We start from the raw sequence: 19,868 nt of genomic DNA, 5'->3' as shown, positions 1-19,868 counted from the left end.
GTACTGCGAGAGAAAACCCGATTACTTGATCTTGGTTTCCTTGAATTCGACGTGCTTCTTGGCGACCGGGTCGTATTTGCGGAACGACAGCTTGTCCGTCTTGGTGCGGCTGTTCTTGCTGGTCACGTAGAAGAAACCGGTGTCGGCGGTCGACAGAAGCTTGATCTTGATGTTTGCGGCTTTGGCCATGATGTTCGTCCGTTAATGTTCGTGGAGTTTTGGCCGCTGGAGCACGGGAAACACCCGGACGCGGGAAACTTGCCGCGACACATAAAGAACGCGCCCGGAAAGTCAACCCTTGTCCAGGTTCTGTGTCGTAAGCAGATGAGTTGTCCGGATTAGGTAGCACATGAGTTGTCCGGGTTTATTGCCAGCCGATGGAGGCTGGGGACGAAGCGGACATTGATGTGCTACCAAAACCCGACAATTTGATTGGGTGCCGACAGCCGCGGGAGGCTCCTGTGTGCCTCCGGCCGTCCTCCGGGTGGCGTCTCAGTTTGAATGCTAGCTATGAGTATCGAGCGATGGACGGCTGATCGATCACCCAAAGCCAGTTCCCGTCACCTTGCCGGCGAGCGATTTCCGCAGTAACGGTGCCATCGGCAAGGCGCGTGGAAGTGAGCGCCAAATCCCTGTTGATGATAGCCGGACGCTGATCTCCGAGATCAAACTTTCGTCCCGCTGCCACCAACTTGGCGTAAAATCGGCGGATGGCATCTCTGCCGCAGGCCAACTGTCCGTTGCCGGTAGCGAGGATGGCACCGGGTTCGTAAAGAGCAGCCATTCCTTCCGCGTCTCCCGCTTGCTCGCGAGAAACCAATAGCCGCGCCAGGTCCTGGGGATCGCTTGCCGGTTTGCGGTTTGCTTCATCATTCATCGGCAGGCTTCCTGACAGCCAAATTCAAACCGAGATACGACCAGGTTCCGGTCACTCCGCCGCGACGGTTTCCGGTTGCAACGCCTTCTTCCAGTCTCCCGTCGTGTTCCACCAGCGGTTCGGGTTGGCGCGGTCGTCGAGACCCTTGGAGCGGCTGGCAAGCAGTGGCTGAATGCGGATCACCGGCTCCTGATAGCTATGAACCTGGTAAATCGCTTCGACGACGCGAGCGGCGAGCTTCTGGTCGTCAGGCAGTTCGAACGACACCTCGACAGTCCCTGGCCGCCTGCGCAATTCCGTCTCGGCGCCGGCGGCGGCACCTTCAAGCGGCCGGTAGCGTTCGATGCCGTCCGCCGACTGGAAAGCATTGCTGTCATATTTGCCCATTCCGAGCGGTACGATCGCGACCACCGCCTCCATGATGCGGTCGACATCGGCTGCCGGTGCCTGAAAGGTCACCAGCAGCAGCAATTCCATCCGCAGCGATTTCGTTTCAAAGCCAATCGATCATCCGAGGTCTCCCTGCTATGCATTTTGGGGGAGCATATACTCGAGCCCTCCTGACATGGTTGTGTCAGGAGTTGGTCAGCAGTGGGAGCGATGTCGGCAGCTGGGCCGACTCAGAGGATTTTGCGGAGCAGCCTGGTGCCGACCAGCACGATATAGCAGGCGAAGAACAGGCCGAGCGCCCAACCGAAGCCCGACGGCCCGAAAGCGTCCATGCCGATGCCGATTGCCTGCGGGCCAAGCACCATGCCGACGCCGTAGCAGAGAACGAAGGCGGCGTTGGCGGAGGCCAGTTCGTGGCCGGAAAGCTGGGAGCCGAGGTGAGCAAGACCGATTGTATACATAGCGGCGACCACACCGCCCCAGATGAACAGAAGCGCTGCCATCAAATGCCAGTTATGCGCGAAGAACGGCATGAAGACCGTGCCGGCAAGCCCGACAGTGGCACAGGCCATCAGCAGATAGCGGCGGTCGCTGACGCGGTCGCTGATCATGCCGATCGGGATCTGCAACAGCACATTGCCAAGCCCGATCATGGTGAGCAAAAGGGCGGCGTCCGCCTCTGAGTAGCCGATGCGGCTACCGTAGACCGGGAACAGTGCAAAGCCGCCGGTCTCGACCGCGCCGAACACCAGCACGGCGGCGGTTGCCGTCGGCACCAGCCAGATGTAACGCAGGAAATTGCTGGTTTCGCCGTCCGAGACGATCGTCGGGCTCTCGTTGCGTGCCGCCAGGACCGGTATGGCAGCGAGCGTAACCAAGGCGATGGTAACGCCGAAGGGCAGGAAGCCACTGCTGCCGAGATGGGCGAACAGCCAAGGCCCGGCGGCAAAGCCGAGAGACAGCACGGTGGCATAGATGCCGAGGACCAGTCCGCGCCGGTGTGGCGGCGCCGAGGTGCTGATCCAGAATTCCGACAGGATGAACAGCACCGTCAGCGCGATATGCAGCAGCACGCGCAGCGGAAACCACATCCAGAAAGCTGGCGCGAAATGGAAACCGACAAATGCCAGCGCCCCGGCGGCGATCATGGCAAGCATCGTCCAGGCGACCCCGAACCGCATGGCGAGCGGGGTGGCGAGCGGCGCGCCGGCGATAGAGGCGAGGCCGGCGACCGCGGTGTTGAGACCGATCATCGACGCGGAATGGCCACGCGTTTCCAGGATCACGCTGAGCAGCGGCATGCCAAGGCCGATGGCAATGCCGACGACGCTGATCGACGAGATCGCCGCGACCATCGGCAGCCAGTGTACGCGTTCCTTGCCCTGCGGCTGGATATCGACTGTCATGGAATGCCTGGCTGCTCTAGAGAATTTCGCGGACGAAGCGATTGCGGACAAGCCGGTAGAACGGCACGGGACCGCCGGGGCTCAGCAGCGGATCCCGGACGAGCCGGGTTTCCAGCTCCTCCAGGACCGTGCGCGTGATGTCTGGAATATCGACTTGCCGGGCCTTGGCCAGCGGCAGCCAAACGACGTCTTCCAACTCGTCGGTCGGACCGCCATCCGGCAGTTGCACGGCGACATCGTCGCGCCATGCGGCGAGAAAGCGCGTATCGAAGCGGCGCACCCGGTTGGGCGGGGTGATGGCGCGTGCGACGAAGCGCAGCGCTTGCAGTGATGGGATGACGCCGTGTTCGACAAAGCCCTGCCAGTCGCGCCTGGCGGTTGCGAACACGCCTTTTTGACCGATCAGCAGGCCGGCCTCCTCATAGGTTTCGCGGATTGCCGACAAGGCAATGGCGCGGGCGCGAGCCGGGCTGGTGCGACCGATGCCAGCGGTCAATCTCGCTTCTTCCTCGGGATGAAGTGCGGTGGCTATCGGGATGCGGCTGTCGGCCGGATCTGTGCGGCCGCCAGGAAACACGAATTTTCCCGGCATGAAGGCATGACGGGCGTGGCGCCGGCCCATCAGCACCAGGAATTCGTCGCCTTTGCGATCGAGCAGGATCAGCGTCGCGGCGTCGCGCGGGCGTATAGGCTTGGCCTCGAGCGCGTTCCGCTCAACCTTGTCGACTTCCGCCTTGGTCATAACGTCCATGCGCTCGACCTAGCGGAATCTTCTCCGATGCGAAAGTGGCGTCCAGCCATGCCGATTGCGCCAGCCTCGGTTTCAAGCCTCGGGATGCGACTCGATCAGATCTTCTTCACCGCCAAAGCCGTGCATATAAAACGCCCATTGCAGGCCGATGACAGCGCCCTTGACCGGCTGCAGCAGGACGACGGCGAGAATGATGGTCAATGGCACCCAGATGGCGATGTGCTGCCAGGTCGACAGCGTCGAGGTTGCCTCGACACCCATGAAGGCGCCGAGCACGATGTGGCCGACAATGACCACCACAAGATAGGCCGGCAGGTCGTCGGCGCGATGGTGGTGAAGTTCCTCGCCGCAATGATCGCATTTGTCGACGGTTTTGACGAAGGCGCGAAACAGCTTGCCCTCGCCGCAATGCGGGCAGCGGCCGAGCATGCCGCGCTTCATTGCCGTCCATAGCGGCCGGGCGGTCCGGCCCGAGTGATGTTCGCCGCCGAAAATCCGTTCTTCCACCTGCAGTTCTGTTGGCATTACCGTCTCCTGCCGCGCGAGCCTGGACGCGATTGCGACGCCCGGGCGCGGCCTTTGGCCTTGTGGAACGACCGTTTGGAGCCGGGCAGCGGCTTTGGCTCGGTCAGCATCTCGAAACGCATCGCGCCGGCCATCGGCGCCACCTCGATCAGGCGAACCTCGACGCGATCAGCAAGCTGATAGCCCTTGCCGGTGCGTTCTCCGAAAAGCGATCGGGCAGTTTCGTCGTATATATAGTAGTCGCCGCCCAGCGTTGAAACCGGAATGAAGCCATCCGCGCCGTACTGCGGCAATTGGACAAACAGTCCCGATTTGGTGACGCCCGAGATGCGGGCGTCGAAACGGTCGTCGATGCGCTCGGCGAGATAGGCGGCGATCAGCCGGTCGACCGTGTCTCTCTCGGCGGCCATCGCGCGGCGCTCGGTCGCCGAGATCAGTGCTGAGACCTCTTCCAGCCGTTCCGCCTCGTCCTGCGTCAGGCCGCCCGGACCAAGGCCGAGTGCGGCAATCAGCCCACGATGCACGATCAGGTCGGCATACCGGCGGATCGGCGAGGTGAAATGCGCGTAGCGCTTCAGGTTGAGGCCGAAATGGCCGATATTGGCGGGCGAATATTCGGCCTGGCTCTGCGAGCGCAGCACCACTTCATTGACCAGTCCCTCATTGTCGGCGCCTCGCACGCGAGCGAGGATGCCGTTGAACTGGTTCGGCCGCATCTGCGCACCGCGCGCCAGCGACAGGCCTAGGGTCTGCAGGAATTCACGCAGCGATTCCTGCTTGGCGAGCGAGGGCGAATCGTGGATGCGGTAGACCAGCGCCTGCCGCTTCGCCTCCAGTGTCTCGGCGGCGGCGACATTGGCCTGGATCATGAACTCTTCGATCAGCTTGTGCGCGTCGAGCCGCTCCGGCACGACGACCTTGTCGACGGTGCCGTCCTGCTTGAGCAGGATCTTGCGCTCGGGCAGATCGAGCTCAAGCGGCTGGCGCGTGTCGCGGCCGCGCTTCAGGATCGCGTAGGCGTCCCATAGCGGCTTAAGCACCGTATCGAGGATCGGGCCAGTCGTGTCATCCGGTGCGCCGTCGATCGCCGCTTGCGCCTGCTGATAGGCGAGTTTCGCCGCCGACTTCATCATGACGCGATGGAAGGAGTGTCTGAGTTTGTGGCCATCGGCCGAGAAAGTCATACGCACCGCTATCGCCGGACGATCCTGGCCCTCGCGCAGTGAACAGAGGTCGTTCGAGATGCGCTCCGGCAGCATCGGTACGACTCGGTCGGGAAAATAGACCGAATTGCCGCGCTTCAGCGCTTCGCGGTCGAGCGCCGTGCCATAGCGCACATAGGCGGCGACATCGGCAATGGCGACGGTGACGATCACGCCGCCGGCGTTCTTCTCGTCGGTATCAGGCGTGGCCAACACCGCGTCGTCATGATCCTTGGCATCGACCGGATCGATGGTGACCAGCGGCAGCTCGCGCCAATCGTCGCGGCCGGCAAGCGTCGCCGGCTTGACCGCCTCCGCCTCGGCGATGACGTCGGCTGGGAAAATATGCGGGATGTCGTGCGCGTGGATGGCGATCATCGAGACCGCCTTTTCGCTGGTCAGCGAACCCAGCACCGCCAGAACCTTGGCTCTCGGCAGCCCGTACCGGGAGGCCCGCGCCGGCTCGACCTCGACCAGGTCGCCGTTCTTGGCACCGTTCTGGAACTCCTTGTCGACGACCAGTTCAGGCTGGCGCCGCTCCACCGGCTCGATGCGGAACGTGCCGTCCTTCAGCACGCGGAAAACGCCGAGAACCGCATCGGTGCGCTTCTCGAAGATCTTCATCACCCGGCCGGTATAGGCCGGGCCTGCCGGATCGTCGGTTGGAAAGGTCTTGGCCAGCACGCGATCGCCGATGCCAGGTGTCGGGCCATTGCCGCCGCGCGACACGCGGATCGCTATGACCGGAGGTTCGCCATTGCCCACGGCTTCGGTCGGGTGCGCCAGCAGCGCACCGTCGGCGTCGCGGCCAAAGATGTCGAGCACCGCGACGTGGGGCAGGGCGCCGACACGGGCGAGCCGCTTGCGCTCCTTGGTCAGCAGGCCTTCGTCCTGCAGGTCGCGCAACATGTCCTTCAGCCAGACACGGTCTTCGCCGCGCAGCGCAAACGCCTTGGCGATGTCGCGTTTTCCGGCGCGGTCAGGATTTTCGGCAATGTAACGCAGGATCTCGTCGCGCGAAGGCCGGTAATTGTCCCTCACCTTGGCGCGGGTATCGGCGGTGCGCAGATCGCCGTGGCTTCTTCCGGAGACTTTGCGCGCCAACCCGTCCTATCCCTTTTTCCTGGCCGCCGGTTTTTTTGCCGCTGCCGGTTTTTTGGCAGGCGCGGCCGCTTTGCGGAAGGGCTTTCTGGCGCCATTGCCGCCCTTGGCTTCCTTTTCTGCGATCAGCGCCACCGCATCCTCGATCGTCACCGATTGCGGATCCCTGCCTTTCGGCAGCGTCGCATTGACCTTGCCGAAATTCACATAAGGCCCGTATTTGCCGTCGCGCACGACGATCTTGCCGCCGCCGGCAGGATGCTCGCCAAGCTCTTTCAATGCAGCGGGCGTGGCGCCATTGCGGCCGCCTTTGCCTTTTAATTGCTTCTCGGCGATCACCGAGACGGCGCGATTGAGGCCGATCGAGAACACGTCCTCGATGCTGTCGAGATTGGCATAGGTGCCGTCATGCAGCACGAACGGCCCGTAGCGTCCCAGACCGGCCGAAATCATCTTGCCGGATTCCGGATGCTGTCCGACATCGCGCGGCAGCGACAGCAGGGCGAGCGCCTTTTCGTGATCAATCGAATCGACCGTCCAGCCCTTCGGCAGGCTGGAGCGCTTGGCTTCCTTGCCGTCGCCGCGCTGGATATAGGGGCCGAACCGGCCATTGCGCAGCGTGATCTCCTCGGCGGTATAGGGGTCCTTGCCGAGCACCTTGGTGCCGTCTTCGCCGCTGCCGTTCTCGCCATTGGGATTGGCGGCGTCGCCGAGCTGGCGGGTGAACGAGCATTCTGGATAGTTCGAACAGCCGACGAAGGCGCCGAACTTGCCGAGCTTGAGCGACAGGTTGCCGGTGCCGCATTTCGGGCATATGCGGGGGTTGGAGCCGTCTTCCCGCGCGGGAAACACAAGCGGCGCCAGCTCCTCGTTGAGGGCGTCGAGAACGTCGGTGACGCGCAGCTCCTTGATGTCGGCGACGGCGCCGGAAAAATCCTTCCAGAAGTCGCGCAGCACGTCCTTCCAGGCGAGCTTGCCGTCAGAGATTTCGTCGAGTTTCTCCTCGAGCGAAGCGGTGAAGTCGTACTCGACATAACGCTCGAAGAAGCTTTCGAGGAAGGCCGACAATAGCCGGCCCTTGGCCTGCGGCACCAGCTTGCGTTTGTCGATGGTGACGTAATCGCGATCCTCGAGCGTCTTCAGGATGGCCGTATAGGTCGACGGCCGGCCGATGCCCAACTCTTCCAGCTTCTTGATCAGCGAGGCTTCCGAATAGCGCGGCGGCGGCTCGGTGGTGTGCTGGGTGGCGTTGATCGCCTCGCGGGTGAGCTGCTCGCCGGCACGGATCTCGGGCAGGCGGCGGCTTTCTTCATCTTCCGAATCTTCTTCCTTCTGCTCGATGTAAGCGGCAAGGAAGCCGTCGAAGCGAACAACCGAGCCGACGGCGCGAAGCTCGGCGGTACGCGAACCGTTGATCGCCTCGATCTCAACCGTGGTGCGCTCGATCTCGGCCGGCTGCATCTGGCTGGCGATGGCGCGTTTCCAGATCATCTCGTAAAGCCGCGCCTGGTCGGCATCGAGATACTGCCTGACGGAAGCCGGCGTGCGCATGAACTCGGTCGGGCGGATCGCCTCGTGCGCTTCCTGGGCATTCTTGGCTTTGGCGGAATAGACGCGCGGCTTTTCAGGCAGGTATTTCGGGCCGAATTCCTTGGCGATCGCATCGCGTGCGGCAGAGATCGCCTCCGGCGCCATCTGTACGCCGTCGGTTCGCATATAGGTGATCAGGCCGGTGGTCTCGCCGCCGATCTCCATGCCCTCATAGAGCCGCTGCGCGACCTGCATGGTGCGGTTGGCCGAAAAACCAAGACCCGATGAGGCGGCCTGCTGCAGCGTCGAGGTGGTGAAGGGCGGGCCGGGATTGCGCTTGGTCGGCTTGGCTTCGACCGACAGCGCCTTGAAGCTGGCGCCTTCGAGCATCGCCTTGATGTCGTCGGCCTGCGCCTTGTTGGAAATATCGAGCTTTTGCAGCTTCTTGCGCTCGAAGGCGGTCAGCCGCGCCTCGAAATTTTCCTTGCGCGGCGTACCGAGGATGGCGGCGACCTGCCAGTATTCCTCGCGGATGAAGCGCTCGATCTCGGATTCGCGGTCGCAGACCAGACGCAGCGCCACCGACTGGACGCGGCCGGCTGAGCGGGCGCCGGGCAGCTTGCGCCACAGCACCGGCGACAGCGTGAAGCCGACAAGATAGTCGAGTGCGCGGCGGGCGAGATAGGCGTCGACCAGCGGTCCATCGATCTGGCGCGGATTGGCCATCGCTTCCAGCACCGACGCCTTGGTGATAGCGTTGAAGACGACGCGGCTGACCGGCTTGTCCTTCAGCGCGCGCTTCTGCTTCAGCACCTCCAGGACATGCCAGGAAATAGCTTCGCCCTCGCGGTCCGGATCGGTGGCGAGGATCAGCCCGTCGGCGTCCTTGACCGCCTTGGCGATGTCGGCGAGACGCTTTCCGGACGCGGTGTCGACGGCCCAGGACATGGCAAAGTCCTCATCCGGGCGTACCGAGCCATCCTTGGCCGGCAGATCGCGGACATGGCCAAACGAGGCCAGAACCTTATAGTTCTTGCCGAGGTACTTGTTGATTGTCTTCGCCTTAGCCGGCGATTCGACGACGACGACGTCCATACGGTCTCATATCAGTTGTGATGCGGCAGAAGAATTCCGCTGCGCGCGACGAAATCTCGTTCAATGTGTCGCTCACATGGCCGCGCTTTTGCATCCGGTCAAGGCCAAGCAGCCAAAATGCGGCCCTGCACCGAATGCGCAACCCAGCGGCGCCATGCGATTTTCCGCAATCCTGGACAAGGGAAATGGGCCGCCTATCGCTGGACAAGCCCGGCAATTGATCCTGGAGAACGGGACAAACTCTCCCGCGGATATAAGAGAAACATCGATCACGCGCCAGCCCTGCTTGAACAGACGGCGTGAAACGCCCAATCGGATGGGTGCCCATAGGCCCGGCATTTGCCCGGAAATCATAGGAATTGCCATGCCGAAGAGCTGGCCGCCGGGGGTGGTTGGGTGGACTTCCCGGCGACCAGCCGCATTTCCGCCTGTTTGGGCGGATCAGAGGCTCAAGGCTCAGTCGGCCTTGGCGATATGCCAGACGCCGGCGACGCCCTCGCCGGTCACGTCGCCGGCCTTCTTGTCCTTGATGAACGTGTAGAGCGGCTTGCCTTCATAGGCCCACATCTTGGTGCCGTCGGTGCGGTCGACGATTGTCCATTCGCCTTCGGCCTTGGCGCCGGCCTCAGCCTTCAGCGGCGGCCAATTGGCGGCGCATTTGTCGTAGCAGTTCGACTTGCCTGTCTTGTCCTTGTCGTAGGTGTAGAGCGTCATGCCGTTGGCGTCAGTGTAGATCTTGGTGCCGCCGACTTCCGCTTCCTTCCACGCCTCGGCGGCGAAGGACGCGGCGGTGCCGAGCAAGAGCGCAGCCATGCAGATTGCGATCGTTTTCATGGACATCTCCCTGGAAGATTTTCAACGAAGCGCGCGGAACAACGCGGCTTCGTTTGATCAACGCTGCCTGACTGCCCTTTCTTCCCGGGCCGTTTCCCGTCGATCCCGGCGGGGGCGACGACTTGCCACGCGATGGTGATTGGCGGACGACCGTAGTCGCGGCTATATGGCTGCGCAGTCACCGGGAGACGGAAATGGCATTGGACGTCGGCTATGTCAGCGCGATCGGGGCGGGAGCGATCTCGTTCCTGTCACCCTGCGTGCTGCCGCTAGTGCCGCCTTATCTGTGCTATATGGCCGGCGTGTCGGTCGACGATTTCCGTGGCGAGGCCGGCATTGCGGCAAAGGCCGGTGCGCGAGGCGCGCTGGTTAATTCCTCCATCGCCTTCGTGCTCGGCTTCTCGACGGTCTTCGTCGCGCTCGGCGCCGGCGCCTCGACGATCGGCCATCTGCTGCGCGTCTGGCAGGAGCCGCTGGCAATGGCGGCCGGCGTGCTGATCATCCTGATGGGGCTGAATTTCCTCGGCATATTGCGCATCCCTTTGCTTTCACGCGAGGCGCGGTTCCAGTCGCAAGGCAAGCCGGCCAGCCTGATCGCCGCCTATGTCATGGGCTTGGCGTTCGCCTTTGGCTGGACGCCCTGCATCGGCCCGGTGCTGGGGCCGATCCTGACGCTTGCCGGCGGCCGTGAAACGGTGGGCGAGGGCGCGCTGCTGCTTGCTGCCTATTCACTCGGCCTCGGCATCCCGTTCCTCGTCGCGGCGCTGTTTTCCGGCGCTTTCATGCGCTTTCTCGGAAAATTCCGCGTCCATCTTGGTCGCGTCGAAAAGGCCATCGGCGCGCTGCTGGTGGTCGCCGGCGTGTTTTTCCTGACCGGCGGCGTGCAGGCGGTGTCCTACTGGCTGCTCGAGAATTTTCCGGTGCTGGGGCAATTGGGATAGGTTTGCCGCCCGGCCGAGGCCCGAGGTCGTCGCTGCAGCGCAAAGCGCCGCAGCGACGTGGTCTGTTCAGCCTTCGAAATAGCCCGGCTGGTCGATATTGGCGATGAGCCCGGGTCCGCTCGGCGCCCACCCCAGCAGCGCGCGAGTCCGCTCGCTCGAGGTCGGGACATCCATCGCCGCGAACATCGCGAACCAGCCAAAATGATCGGAGGCTTCTTCCGCGGACTTGGCGACGACCGGCACGTTCAGGCGCCGGCCGATCACGCCGGCGATGTCCTTGAACGGCACGCCTTCTTCGGCGATCGCGTGATATCGCCCGCCATCGGCTCCATGCTCGAGCGCAAGCCGGTAAACGCGGGCGGCATCGAACCGATGCACCGCAGGCCAGCGATTGAGCCCTTCGCCGATATAGGCCGACACGCCCTTCTTGCGAGCGAGGTCGATGAGAATAGGAACGAAGGCGTGGTCGCCCTGGCCATGGACCGATGGAGGAAGGCGCACAACCGACGCGCGCACGCCGCGTGCCGCCAGCGCGGCGGCTGTCGCTTCGGAGGCGCGGGGATACGAAGCGGAAGAGGGGACAGGCGCATCTTCCTCGGTCGCGATACGGCCCCGCGCCTGGAGCGCGGTTCCGGAGGTGACGAGCAGGGGCCGCTCGGAGCCTTCGAGTGCACCGCCCAAGGCCTCGATGGCGCGCCGGTCCATCTCGCAATTTTGCGCGAATTTCGAGAAGTCGTGGTTGAAGCCGGTATGGATCACTCCATCAGCTGCCGCTGCGCCCCTGCTGAGGCTTTCGAGGTCTTCGAGGTCACCTCGATGCACCTCGGCTCCGGTGGCTGCAAGCGACTTGGCCGACGCCGCCGAGCGGGCGAGGCCGAGCACCTGATGGCCGGCGCCGATGAGTTCTTGAACGACGGCAGAACCGACGAATCCGGTCGCTCCGGTAACGAAAACACGCATCACGACTTCTCCTTGTTCGTTTCTGGCCACGACCATTTTCGCGGCGCAGTTGTGTCGTGATAGGCGCTTGAGAAAATACGATCTATGCGGTAAAGTCCGTATTATCTTCGCAATCGTCCGGAATGACCTGTGGATCCCCTTTCAGATGTGCTCTCGCTGCTGAAGCCGCGAAACTATATGTCGGCCGGTTTCGATGCTGGTGGTGAATGGTCGATCCAGTTCCCCGACCAGCAGCAAAGCATCAAGACCGGAGCGGTGGTCTCCGGCCGGTGCTGGCTATCTGTGGAGGGCGTTGCTGACGCAGTGCGCCTTGAGACGGGAGACTGCTTCCTGCTGCCGAGTGGACGGCCTTTCCGCCTTGCAAGCGACATGAGCTTGACGCCTGTTGAAGCCGTCAAGATTTTTCCGCCTGCGCGAGCCGGCGGTGTCGTGACCCACAATGGCGGTGGTGATTTCTTTCTGGTCAGCAGCCGCTTCGCGCTTGGCGGCAATCATGCCGGCATCCTGTTGCGGATGCTGCCAGCCATTGTGCATATCCGCAAAGAGTCGGACCAGTCGGCGCTGCGCTGGTCGGTGGAGCGGATGATGCAGGAGCTGCGCGAGCCACAACCGGGCGGCTTTCTGGTGATCCAGCACCTCGCCCACATGATGCTGGTTCAGGCGCTGCGGCTGCATCTTTCGGAAGGATTGAAAGGTGGCATCGGCTGGCTCTTTGCCCTCGCGGACAAACAGATCGGCGCAGCGATCAGCGCCATGCATGACGATCCGGCGCATGGCTGGACGTTACAGGAACTGGCGGAACGGGCCGGCATGTCGCGATCGACCTTTGCGCTCAGATTCAAGGAGACGGTTGGCGCGTCGCCGATGGACTATTTGACGCGCTGGCGAATGCTGCTGGCCGGCGACCGGCTGACGAATTCCAGCGATCCCGTCGCCGTCATAGCGCTTTCGCTCGGCTACGAATCCGAAAGCGCCTTCAGCACAGCCTTCAAGCGGGTCATGAACTGTTCGCCACGGCAATACGGCCGTGGCCGAGCCTCCAGTTTCGCATCACGCAACGAGGCGGAAGCCGCCTGAGCCGATCGGCTTGAGCGTGTCACGGGTTGGAGGTTCCACCGTCTCACCGGAATTTAACCGCATTGGTGCAGCATGGCGCCAGTGCTACTAACGCTTCGATTCCAGACCCCTTTCAACGGTTGCCATCCCATGAGCCAGAGAACCTGCCTGTCCATCATCCTCGCCGCCGGCGAAGGCACGCGCATGAAGAGTGCAGTGCCGAAAGTGCTGCACACAATCGCCGGCCTGCCGATGGTTGCCCATGTCGTCAAGGCGGCCGAAGCCGCCGGCAGCGGCGAGTTGGCGCTGGTGATCGGCCATGGCGCCGATGAGATGCGCAAGGCCGCACTCAAGTTTGCGCCGAAGGCCGAGGCTTTCGTCCAGGAAAAACGTCTCGGCACCGCGCACGCCGTGCTTGCCGCACGCGCAGCAATATCAAAAGGTTATGACGACATCTTGGTGATGTTTGGCGACACGCCGTTGATCGATCCGGAAGCGCTCGCGGCGGCGCGGCTGAAGCTGGCGGAAGGTGCGGTCGTCGTCGTGGTCGGCTTCCGTACGGAAAATCCTTCGGGCTACGGCCGGCTTATCGAAAAGGCCGGCAAGCTCGTGGCCATCCGCGAGGAGAAGGACTGCTCGGACGAGGAGAAGAAAATCACCTTCTGCAATGGCGGGCTGATGGCGGTCGCCGGCAGGCACGCGCTGAAGCTGCTCGATCAAGTCGGCAGCAAGAACGCCAAGGGCGAGTATTATCTCACCGACATCGTCGAGATCGCCGCTGCGCAGGGATTTGATGTGGTCGCCTCCGAAGCAAGTTTCGAGAACGCGCTCGGCATCAACAACCGTGCCGAGCTTGCCCAGGCGGAAGGTATCTGGCAGGCGCGCCGGCGGCGCGAGGCGATGCTTTCTGGCGTTACGCTGATTGCGCCCGAAACTGTGTTCTTCTCGCACGACACCGAGATCGGCGCCGATACGATCGTCGAATCCAATGTCTGGTTCGGGCCGGGCGTGAAAATCGCCACGGGGGCCAAGATCCATGCCTTCAGCCATATCGAAGGCGCCACCATCGCGTCGAATTGCGATGTCGGGCCGTTCGCGCGGCTGCGGCCCGGGGCCGATCTGAGAAACAAGGCCAAGGTCGGCAATTTCTGCGAGGTGAAGCAGGCGATCGTCGAGGAGGGCGCGAAGGTCAACCATCTGACCTATATCGGCGATGCCCGCATCGGCGCCGGTGCCAATATCGGCGCCGGCACCATCACCTGCAATTATGACGGCTATTCGAAATTCTTCACCGATATCGGCGAAGGTGCCTTCATCGGCTCAAACTCCTCGCTGGTGGCGCCGGTGTCGATCGGCAAGGGCGGCTACATCGCCTCGGGCAGCGTCATCACCGAAAGCGTACCCGACGATGCGCTGGCCTTCGGCCGCGCCCGCCAGCGGACTCTACCCGGCAAGGGCAAGGAGTTGCGAGAGCGTTTTTCTCAGGCCGCGGCGGCCCGCAAAAAAGGGTAGACTAGCGGAACTCGGCGACAAGCTCGATTTCGCCAACGATTGCATCGTTGAAGGCCGACAGGTCTTCGGCCGGGATCCAGTATTCCAGATGCGCCCGGCTGCCGGCATGCTGGACGCTGTAACGGTCCAGAAAGCTGCGACGCACCTCGAAACGCGTCACGAAACCTGATCCGCTCGCGGGCACATTCCAGTCTCGGGCGATCTGGGTGGCATAGGCCTCGCTGGTGACCGGATAGAAGATCGGCTGATCGGCAAGTCGAGGAGGAAAGGCGCGCATCCCTGCCCTCTGGATCAACTCCAGTTCGCGGGGCCCAACCGGACGCCAAAGCGTCACCGTGTCAATTCGTTCGTTCATAGCCGCATCATGTCTTTGACTGATTTCTGGAGCCGTTGAGCCGAGATAGGATACATAAGCGGAGAAACTGAGCAATTGCAGTAACCGGATTGCAAGTGCGCCCTGTCATGGTGCATCTGTGCAGGATAGTCCGGCTGATACCGGACGAAATGGAATGTGATTTTTCGCGACAGCCCGGCAGTCTCTAAATAGCGCCGGGTTTGAGGTCGGAATCGGGGGCAAGCGCCATGTGCGGTATCGTTGGAATTGTCGGTAACTCGCCGGTCGCGCCGCTTATCGTCGATGCGCTGAAAAGGCTCGAATATCGCGGCTATGACTCGGCCGGCGTCGCCACGATCGAGCACGGCAGGCTTGACCGCCGCCGTGCCGAGGGCAAGCTGGTCAATCTCGAGCGCCGGCTGAAGGACGAACCGCTCGACGGCATGATCGGCATCGGCCACACGCGCTGGGCCACACATGGCGTTCCGAACGAGAGCAATGCGCATCCGCATTTTTCCGACGGCGTCGCCATCGTCCATAACGGGATCATCGAGAATTTCGCCGAATTGCGCGACGAGCTGATGCGCGACGGCTACAGCTTCGCCTCGCAGACCGATACCGAAGTCGTCGCTCATCTGGTGGCGCGCGAACTGGCCAAGGGGCTGAAGCCGGTTGAGGCGGCGCACAAGGCGCTGAAGCGGCTGGAAGGCGCCTTTGCGCTCGCCATCATGTTCAAGGGCGACGAGGATCTGATCGTCGGCGCGCGCAATGGCCCGCCGCTCGCGGTCGGTCATGGCGACGGCCAGATGTTCCTTGGCTCCGACGCCATTGCGCTTGCCCCTTTCACCAATTCGATCACCTATCTGGAAGACGGCGACTGGGCGGTGGTGCGCCGCAACGAGGTCGATATCTTCGACATGGGCGGCAACAAGGTCGACCGCAAACGCCAACAGTCGCTCAGCACGAGCTTCATGGTCGACAAAGGCAACCGCCGCCATTTCATGGAAAAGGAAATCCATGAGCAGCCGGAAGTGATCTCGCACACGCTGGCGCATTATGTTGATTTCGTCAGCGGCGTCTCGAAGCCGCTCGACCTGCCGTTCGATTTCGCCAAGATCGACCGGCTGGCGATCTCGGCCTGCGGCACCGCCTATCTCGCCGGGCTGATCAGCAAATACTGGTTCGAGCGCTATGCGCGGCTGCCGGTCGACATCGATGTCGCTTCGGAGTTCCGCTACCGCGAGATGCCGCTGTCGAAGAACGATGCCGCTTTCTTCATCTCGCAATCGGGTGAGACCGCCGACACGCTGGCGTCGCTGCGCTACTGCCGCAAGGCCGGCATGAAGATCGGCGCGGTCGTCAATGTGCGCGAATCGACCATGGCGCGCGAATCCGACGTCATCCTGCCGACGTTGGCCGGCCCGGAGATCGGCGTCGCTTCGACCAAGGCGTTCACCTGCCAGCTTTCCGTGCTGGCCTCGCTGGCGGTGCGGGCGGGCGTGGCGCGCGGAACGATTTCGCAGGAGCAGGAGAAAACGCTGATACGCGAGCTGTCGGAAGCGCCGCGTTATGCGAACCAGGTGCTAAAGCTCGACGGGCAGATCGAAAAGGTCGCGCGCGACCTCTCGCACTACAAGAATGTGCTTTATCTCGGCCGTGACACCAATTTTCCGCTGGCCATGGAAGGTGCGCTGAAGCTCAAGGAGATCTCCTACATCCATGCCGAAGGCTATGCTGCCGGCGAGTTGAAACACGGCCCGATCGCGCTGATCGACGAGAACATGCCCGTCATCGTCATCGCGCCGCATGACCGCATCTTCGAAAAGACCGTGTCGAACATGCAGGAGGTCGCGGCACGCGGCGGCAAGATCATCCTGATCACCGACAGCAAGGGCGCCGCACACGCTACGGTGAAGACGATGGAGACGATCGTTTTGCCGGACGTGCCGGAAATCATCTCGCCGATCATCTACGCGCTGCCGATCCAGATGCTCGCCTATTTCACCGCCGTGTTCATGGGCACGGATGTCGACCAGCCTCGCAACCTGGCGAAATCGGTAACGGTGGAATAGGTCTCGTTTAAAAACTTCGCCATTCCAAAGCGCCTTGGGGTTCAGTAGTGTCGCGCTGCAAACACACGCTGCGGTGAACCATGTCGGATGCTCTCAAGACCTCAGGCATGACCCGGCTGAGAAACTATTTCCTGACCGGCTTCGTCGTTTGCGCGCCGCTGGCGATTACTGCCTACATTGCCTGGTCGCTGATCGGCTGGGTCGATTCCTGGGTGAAACCCTACATTCCGGTACGCTACAATCCGGACACCTACCTGCCGTTTCCAGTGCCGGGTTTTGGGCTGATCGTTGCCTTGATCCTCATCACCTTCATCGGCTTTATGACCGCCAATATCGTTGGCCGCGCCATCGTCAACTTCGGCGAGCGCCTGCTTGGCCGCATGCCGCTGGTGCGCGGCATCTACCGTTCGCTGAAGCAGATTTTCGAGACCGTGCTGTCGAACAAGGGCGACATGTTCCGCCAGGTCGGGTTGGTCGAATATCCGCGCAAAGGGGTCTGGTCCCTGGTCTTCGTCGCCAGCGAGAAGGAAACCGAGATCAACCAGAAGCTCGACCGGGAAGGCGATCCGCTGATTGCCGTATTCATGCCATGTACGCCCAACCCGACGACAGGCTTTCTGATGTATGTGCCGAAATCCGACATTGTGCTGCTCGACATGACAATCGAGGACGGAGCCAAGCTGATCGTGTCGGCCGGCTTGGTGGCGCCGGCGGTCAAAATAGTGACGGTGAACGGCGAGCAGATCCACGGCGCGCTTGCCAATCCTCCGCTCGACACGATGCCTCAGCCGGCACGCAGGAGCCGCACGGCCTCCTCGCGGCCGAACAGATAGAGCAACAGGCGCAGCGCCGTGCCGCGATCGGACTGCAATTCCGGATCGCGCGACAGGATCAGCCGCGCATCGTCGCGAGCGGCCTCGAGCAGGTCGGCATGCGCCTCGATGCGCGCCACCTGGAAGCCCGGCGTGCCGGACTGGCGGGTGCCGAGCAACTCGCCTTCGCCGCGCAGCTTCAGATCCTCTTCGGCGATACGGAAGCCGTCCTCGGTCTCGCGCATTACCGACAAACGGCGTTTTGCCGTCTCGCCGAGCGGATCCTTGTAGAGCAGCACGCACGATGAAGGCTTGTCGCCACGCCCGACCCGGCCGCGCAATTGGTGCAACTGGGTAAGGCCAAAACGCTCGGCATGCTCGATAACCATGATTGTCGCATCAGGCACATCGACGCCGACCTCGATCACTGTGGTGGCGATCAGGATACGGGTGTCACCCTGCTTGAAGGCGCGCATCGCCTCGTCTTTGTCGGTGCCTTTCATGCGGCCGTGCACCAGGCCGATGCGGTCGCCGAACAGCGGCTTCAGCGAGGCAAAACGGTCCTCGGCCGACATCAGCTTGATCTCCTCGGATTCCTCGACCAGCGGACAGATCCAGTAGATTTTCTGGCCATCGGCGACGGCGTCGAGCATGCGTCCGATCAGTTCGTCGAGCCGTTCAAGCGGCAAGGTGACGGTGCGGATCGGCTGGCGGCCGGCCGGCTTTTCCGTCAGCTTCGACACATCCATGTCGCCGAATGCAGTCAGCACCAGCGTCCGCGGTATCGGCGTTGCTGTCATCACCAGCATGTCGGGCGCATCGCCCTTGGCGGTAATGGCAAGGCGCTGGTGGACGCCGAAACGGTGCTGCTCGTCGATGACGGCGAACACGAGATCACGGAACGTCACCGTTTCCTGGAACAGCGCATGGGTGCCGACGACGATGTCGATGTCACCATTGGCTAGCCCGGTCAGCGTGTCGGCACGCTCGCGGCCCTTTTCGCGACCTGTGAGGACGGCGACACGCAGGCCGGCCCGTTCCGCCAACGGCGCAATCGTTGCCAGATGCTGGCGCGCCAGGATTTCGGTCGGCGCCATCAATGCCGCCTGGCCGCCGGCCTCGACGGCACGCGCCATGGCAAGCAGCGCGACCACCGTCTTGCCGGAGCCGACATCGCCCTGCAAAAGGCGCAGCATGCGTTCGGGGTCACCGAGATCGGCGTTGATTTCGGCAAGCGCCATTTCCTGCGACATGGTCAGCGAATAGGGGAGTGCCACGCGCAGTTGTTCGACTATGCGGCCGTCGCCGACGAGTGGCCGGCCAGATAATCGGCGGACCTTGGCCCGCACCAGCGCCAGCGATACCTGGCCGGCCAAGAACTCGTCATAGGCAAGGCGCCGCCACGCTGCGCCGTCGACAGAGACGTCGATCGGGTCGGCAGGATTGTGGATGCGGTTGAGCGCATCGCTAAAAGCAGGAAGGGCGTGGCGGCGCCGGAACTCACCGTCCTGCCATTCGGGCAGCACCGGCAGGCGGGCCAGCGCCTGGCCGATGGCCCGGCGCAGCACCTTGCCCGAGAGCCCGGCGGTCAGCGGATAGACCGGCTCGACCAGCGGCAGGTTTTCCGCGTCGCCGGCAAGTGCGATATGGTCGGGGTGAACCATGGTCGGGCGGCCGTTGAACCATTCCATGCGGCCGGAGACGACGACATGCTCGCCTGCGGGCATTGCTTTTTCGAGATAGGCGGCATGGGCATGGAAGAAGGTCAGCGCGATCTCGCCGGTGTCGTCATGGGCGTAGACCCGGTACGGGACCGACCTGTTGCCGCGTGGCGGCGGCTGGTGGCGGTCGATGCGGACGTCGAGCGTAACGATGGCGCCTTCCGCCGAGCCGGCGATGCCAGGCCGGTTGCGGCGGTCGATGACAGTATGCGGCAGCACGAACAAGAGATCCCCGGCGCGCGCGGCCCGGTCGCCGAGGTCGGCTGCTACGACTTTTTCGATCAGGGCGCCAACTTTTGGCCCGACCCCGGCAAGCGAGGTGATCGGGACAAACAGCGGATCGAGGAGGGAGGGACGCATGATGTCAGCTTATGTTGCGGCGACTGTTGCGCAAGGCTGACACCGCCTTCTATCCACGCTATATGCGCCGCCTGGGCAAGGATGTTGCAAGATGACCGGAACGAAACGATCAAGCGAGGGGCTCGATGCCCGCCGCCGCAAGCTTCTGTTTCGTTCGTGGCACCGCGGCATGCGCGAGATGGACCTTATACTCGGCAGCTTCGCCGACGCCGAGATCGGCGCCTTGACCGGCGACGAAATCGACCAATATGAGAGGCTCCTCGACATTCCCGACACCGAATTCCTGCCTCTCGTCACTGGCGAACGCCCGGTTCCGGCGGATATCGACTGTGCCGTCCTGCAAAAAATCCTGGCTTCGCGCCGGGAGATGACCTTCTGAACAACGTGTA

18 protein-coding genes are annotated in these 19,868 nt (G+C 62.9%); 6 read left to right on the top strand and 12 right to left on the bottom strand.

The features are described from left to right. Positions 1-21: 21 nt before the first annotated feature. From rpmG to NKJ28_RS20585, 9 genes are all read right to left on the bottom strand, one after another. The gene (gene rpmG, locus NKJ28_RS20625) at positions 22-189 is read right to left on the bottom strand and encodes a 50S ribosomal protein L33 (RefSeq protein WP_006201775.1); all 168 of its coding nucleotides are present in this window, start codon (positions 187-189) and stop codon (positions 22-24) included. A 319-nt stretch (positions 190-508) separates the two neighbouring features. Continuing rightward, positions 509-877 (bottom strand): YybH family protein, encoded by a 369-nt coding sequence (locus tag NKJ28_RS20620; RefSeq protein ID WP_352455648.1) that lies wholly within the window; start codon positions 875-877, stop codon positions 509-511. A 51-nt stretch (positions 878-928) separates the two neighbouring features. Beyond that, positions 929-1,354, bottom strand: coding sequence for a YqfO family protein (locus NKJ28_RS20615; RefSeq protein ID WP_352636801.1), 426 nt, complete (start codon positions 1,352-1,354; stop codon positions 929-931). Positions 1,355-1,497: 143 nt separating this feature from the next. Beyond that, a complete protein-coding gene (locus NKJ28_RS20610; RefSeq protein ID WP_023679978.1) occupies positions 1,498-2,673 on the bottom strand; it encodes an MFS transporter in 1,176 nt (391 codons plus the stop codon). A gap of 16 nt (positions 2,674-2,689) precedes the next feature. Then, positions 2,690-3,424 (bottom strand): NUDIX hydrolase, encoded by a 735-nt coding sequence (locus NKJ28_RS20605; protein WP_352594493.1) that lies wholly within the window; start codon positions 3,422-3,424, stop codon positions 2,690-2,692. Between the two features lie 72 nt (positions 3,425-3,496). Continuing rightward, positions 3,497-3,949 (bottom strand): DUF983 domain-containing protein, encoded by a 453-nt coding sequence (locus NKJ28_RS20600; protein ID WP_023679976.1) that lies wholly within the window; start codon positions 3,947-3,949, stop codon positions 3,497-3,499. After that, positions 3,949-6,255 (bottom strand): ribonuclease R, encoded by a 2,307-nt coding sequence (rnr, locus tag NKJ28_RS20595; RefSeq protein WP_502898236.1) that lies wholly within the window; start codon positions 6,253-6,255, stop codon positions 3,949-3,951. Before rnr ends, NKJ28_RS20600 begins: the two co-directional genes overlap by 1 nt. Positions 6,256-6,261: 6 nt before the next feature. Then, positions 6,262-8,877 (bottom strand): type I DNA topoisomerase, encoded by a 2,616-nt coding sequence (gene topA, locus NKJ28_RS20590; protein WP_352530874.1) that lies wholly within the window; start codon positions 8,875-8,877, stop codon positions 6,262-6,264. A gap of 456 nt (positions 8,878-9,333) precedes the next feature. Beyond that, positions 9,334-9,711, bottom strand: coding sequence for a COG4315 family predicted lipoprotein (locus NKJ28_RS20585; RefSeq protein ID WP_352530876.1), 378 nt, complete (start codon positions 9,709-9,711; stop codon positions 9,334-9,336). A 194-nt stretch (positions 9,712-9,905) separates the two neighbouring features. On the opposite strand from NKJ28_RS20585, the gene NKJ28_RS20580 reads away from it, so the two are divergent. Then, positions 9,906-10,652: a cytochrome c biogenesis CcdA family protein gene (locus tag NKJ28_RS20580; protein ID WP_352530878.1), complete on the top strand. Its 747-nt coding sequence runs from the start codon at positions 9,906-9,908 to the stop codon at positions 10,650-10,652. A gap of 66 nt (positions 10,653-10,718) precedes the next feature. On the opposite strand, the gene NKJ28_RS20575 is transcribed toward NKJ28_RS20580, so the two are convergent. Continuing rightward, positions 10,719-11,612, bottom strand: coding sequence for an SDR family oxidoreductase (locus NKJ28_RS20575; RefSeq protein ID WP_352636800.1), 894 nt, complete (start codon positions 11,610-11,612; stop codon positions 10,719-10,721). Between the two features lie 129 nt (positions 11,613-11,741). Here NKJ28_RS20575 and NKJ28_RS20570 point away from each other — a divergent pair, with 129 nt between their 5' ends. Further along, positions 11,742-12,689, top strand: coding sequence for an AraC family transcriptional regulator (locus tag NKJ28_RS20570; RefSeq protein ID WP_031212844.1), 948 nt, complete (start codon positions 11,742-11,744; stop codon positions 12,687-12,689). 129 nt (positions 12,690-12,818) lie between these two features. Then, the gene (gene glmU, locus NKJ28_RS20565) at positions 12,819-14,180 is read left to right on the top strand and encodes a bifunctional UDP-N-acetylglucosamine diphosphorylase/glucosamine-1-phosphate N-acetyltransferase GlmU (RefSeq protein ID WP_352636799.1); all 1,362 of its coding nucleotides are present in this window, start codon (positions 12,819-12,821) and stop codon (positions 14,178-14,180) included. A gap of 1 nt (position 14,181) precedes the next feature. On the opposite strand, the gene NKJ28_RS20560 is transcribed toward glmU, so the two are convergent. Next, positions 14,182-14,535, bottom strand: coding sequence for an ADP-ribosylation/crystallin J1 (locus NKJ28_RS20560; RefSeq protein WP_352636798.1), 354 nt, complete (start codon positions 14,533-14,535; stop codon positions 14,182-14,184). A gap of 227 nt (positions 14,536-14,762) precedes the next feature. On the opposite strand from NKJ28_RS20560, the gene glmS reads away from it, so the two are divergent. Beyond that, positions 14,763-16,586, top strand: a complete 1,824-nt coding sequence (gene glmS / locus NKJ28_RS20555) for a glutamine--fructose-6-phosphate transaminase (isomerizing) (RefSeq protein ID WP_352455656.1) — start codon at positions 14,763-14,765, stop codon at positions 16,584-16,586. An 80-nt stretch (positions 16,587-16,666) separates the two neighbouring features. Continuing rightward, on the top strand, positions 16,667-17,419 hold the full coding sequence (locus NKJ28_RS20550) for a DUF502 domain-containing protein (protein WP_352568789.1): 753 nt from the start codon (positions 16,667-16,669) through the stop codon (positions 17,417-17,419). Here the strand turns inward: NKJ28_RS20550 and recG are convergent. After that, positions 17,371-19,479, bottom strand: coding sequence for an ATP-dependent DNA helicase RecG (recG, locus tag NKJ28_RS20545; protein WP_352636797.1), 2,109 nt, complete (start codon positions 19,477-19,479; stop codon positions 17,371-17,373). The two genes, NKJ28_RS20550 and recG, sit on opposite strands and share 49 nt — an antisense overlap. A 91-nt stretch (positions 19,480-19,570) precedes the next feature. Here recG and NKJ28_RS20540 point away from each other — a divergent pair, with 91 nt between their 5' ends. Then, positions 19,571-19,858 (top strand): FAD assembly factor SdhE, encoded by a 288-nt coding sequence (locus NKJ28_RS20540; RefSeq protein WP_023680023.1) that lies wholly within the window; start codon positions 19,571-19,573, stop codon positions 19,856-19,858. Positions 19,859-19,868: the final 10 nt, after the last annotated feature.

The organism is Mesorhizobium sp. M0145 (assembly GCF_040322355.1).
Classification (GTDB): Bacteria; Pseudomonadota; Alphaproteobacteria; order Rhizobiales; family Rhizobiaceae; genus Mesorhizobium.
Note: the sequence above shows the minus strand (reverse complement) of the source record. Positions and strands in the feature narration are given on the sequence as shown.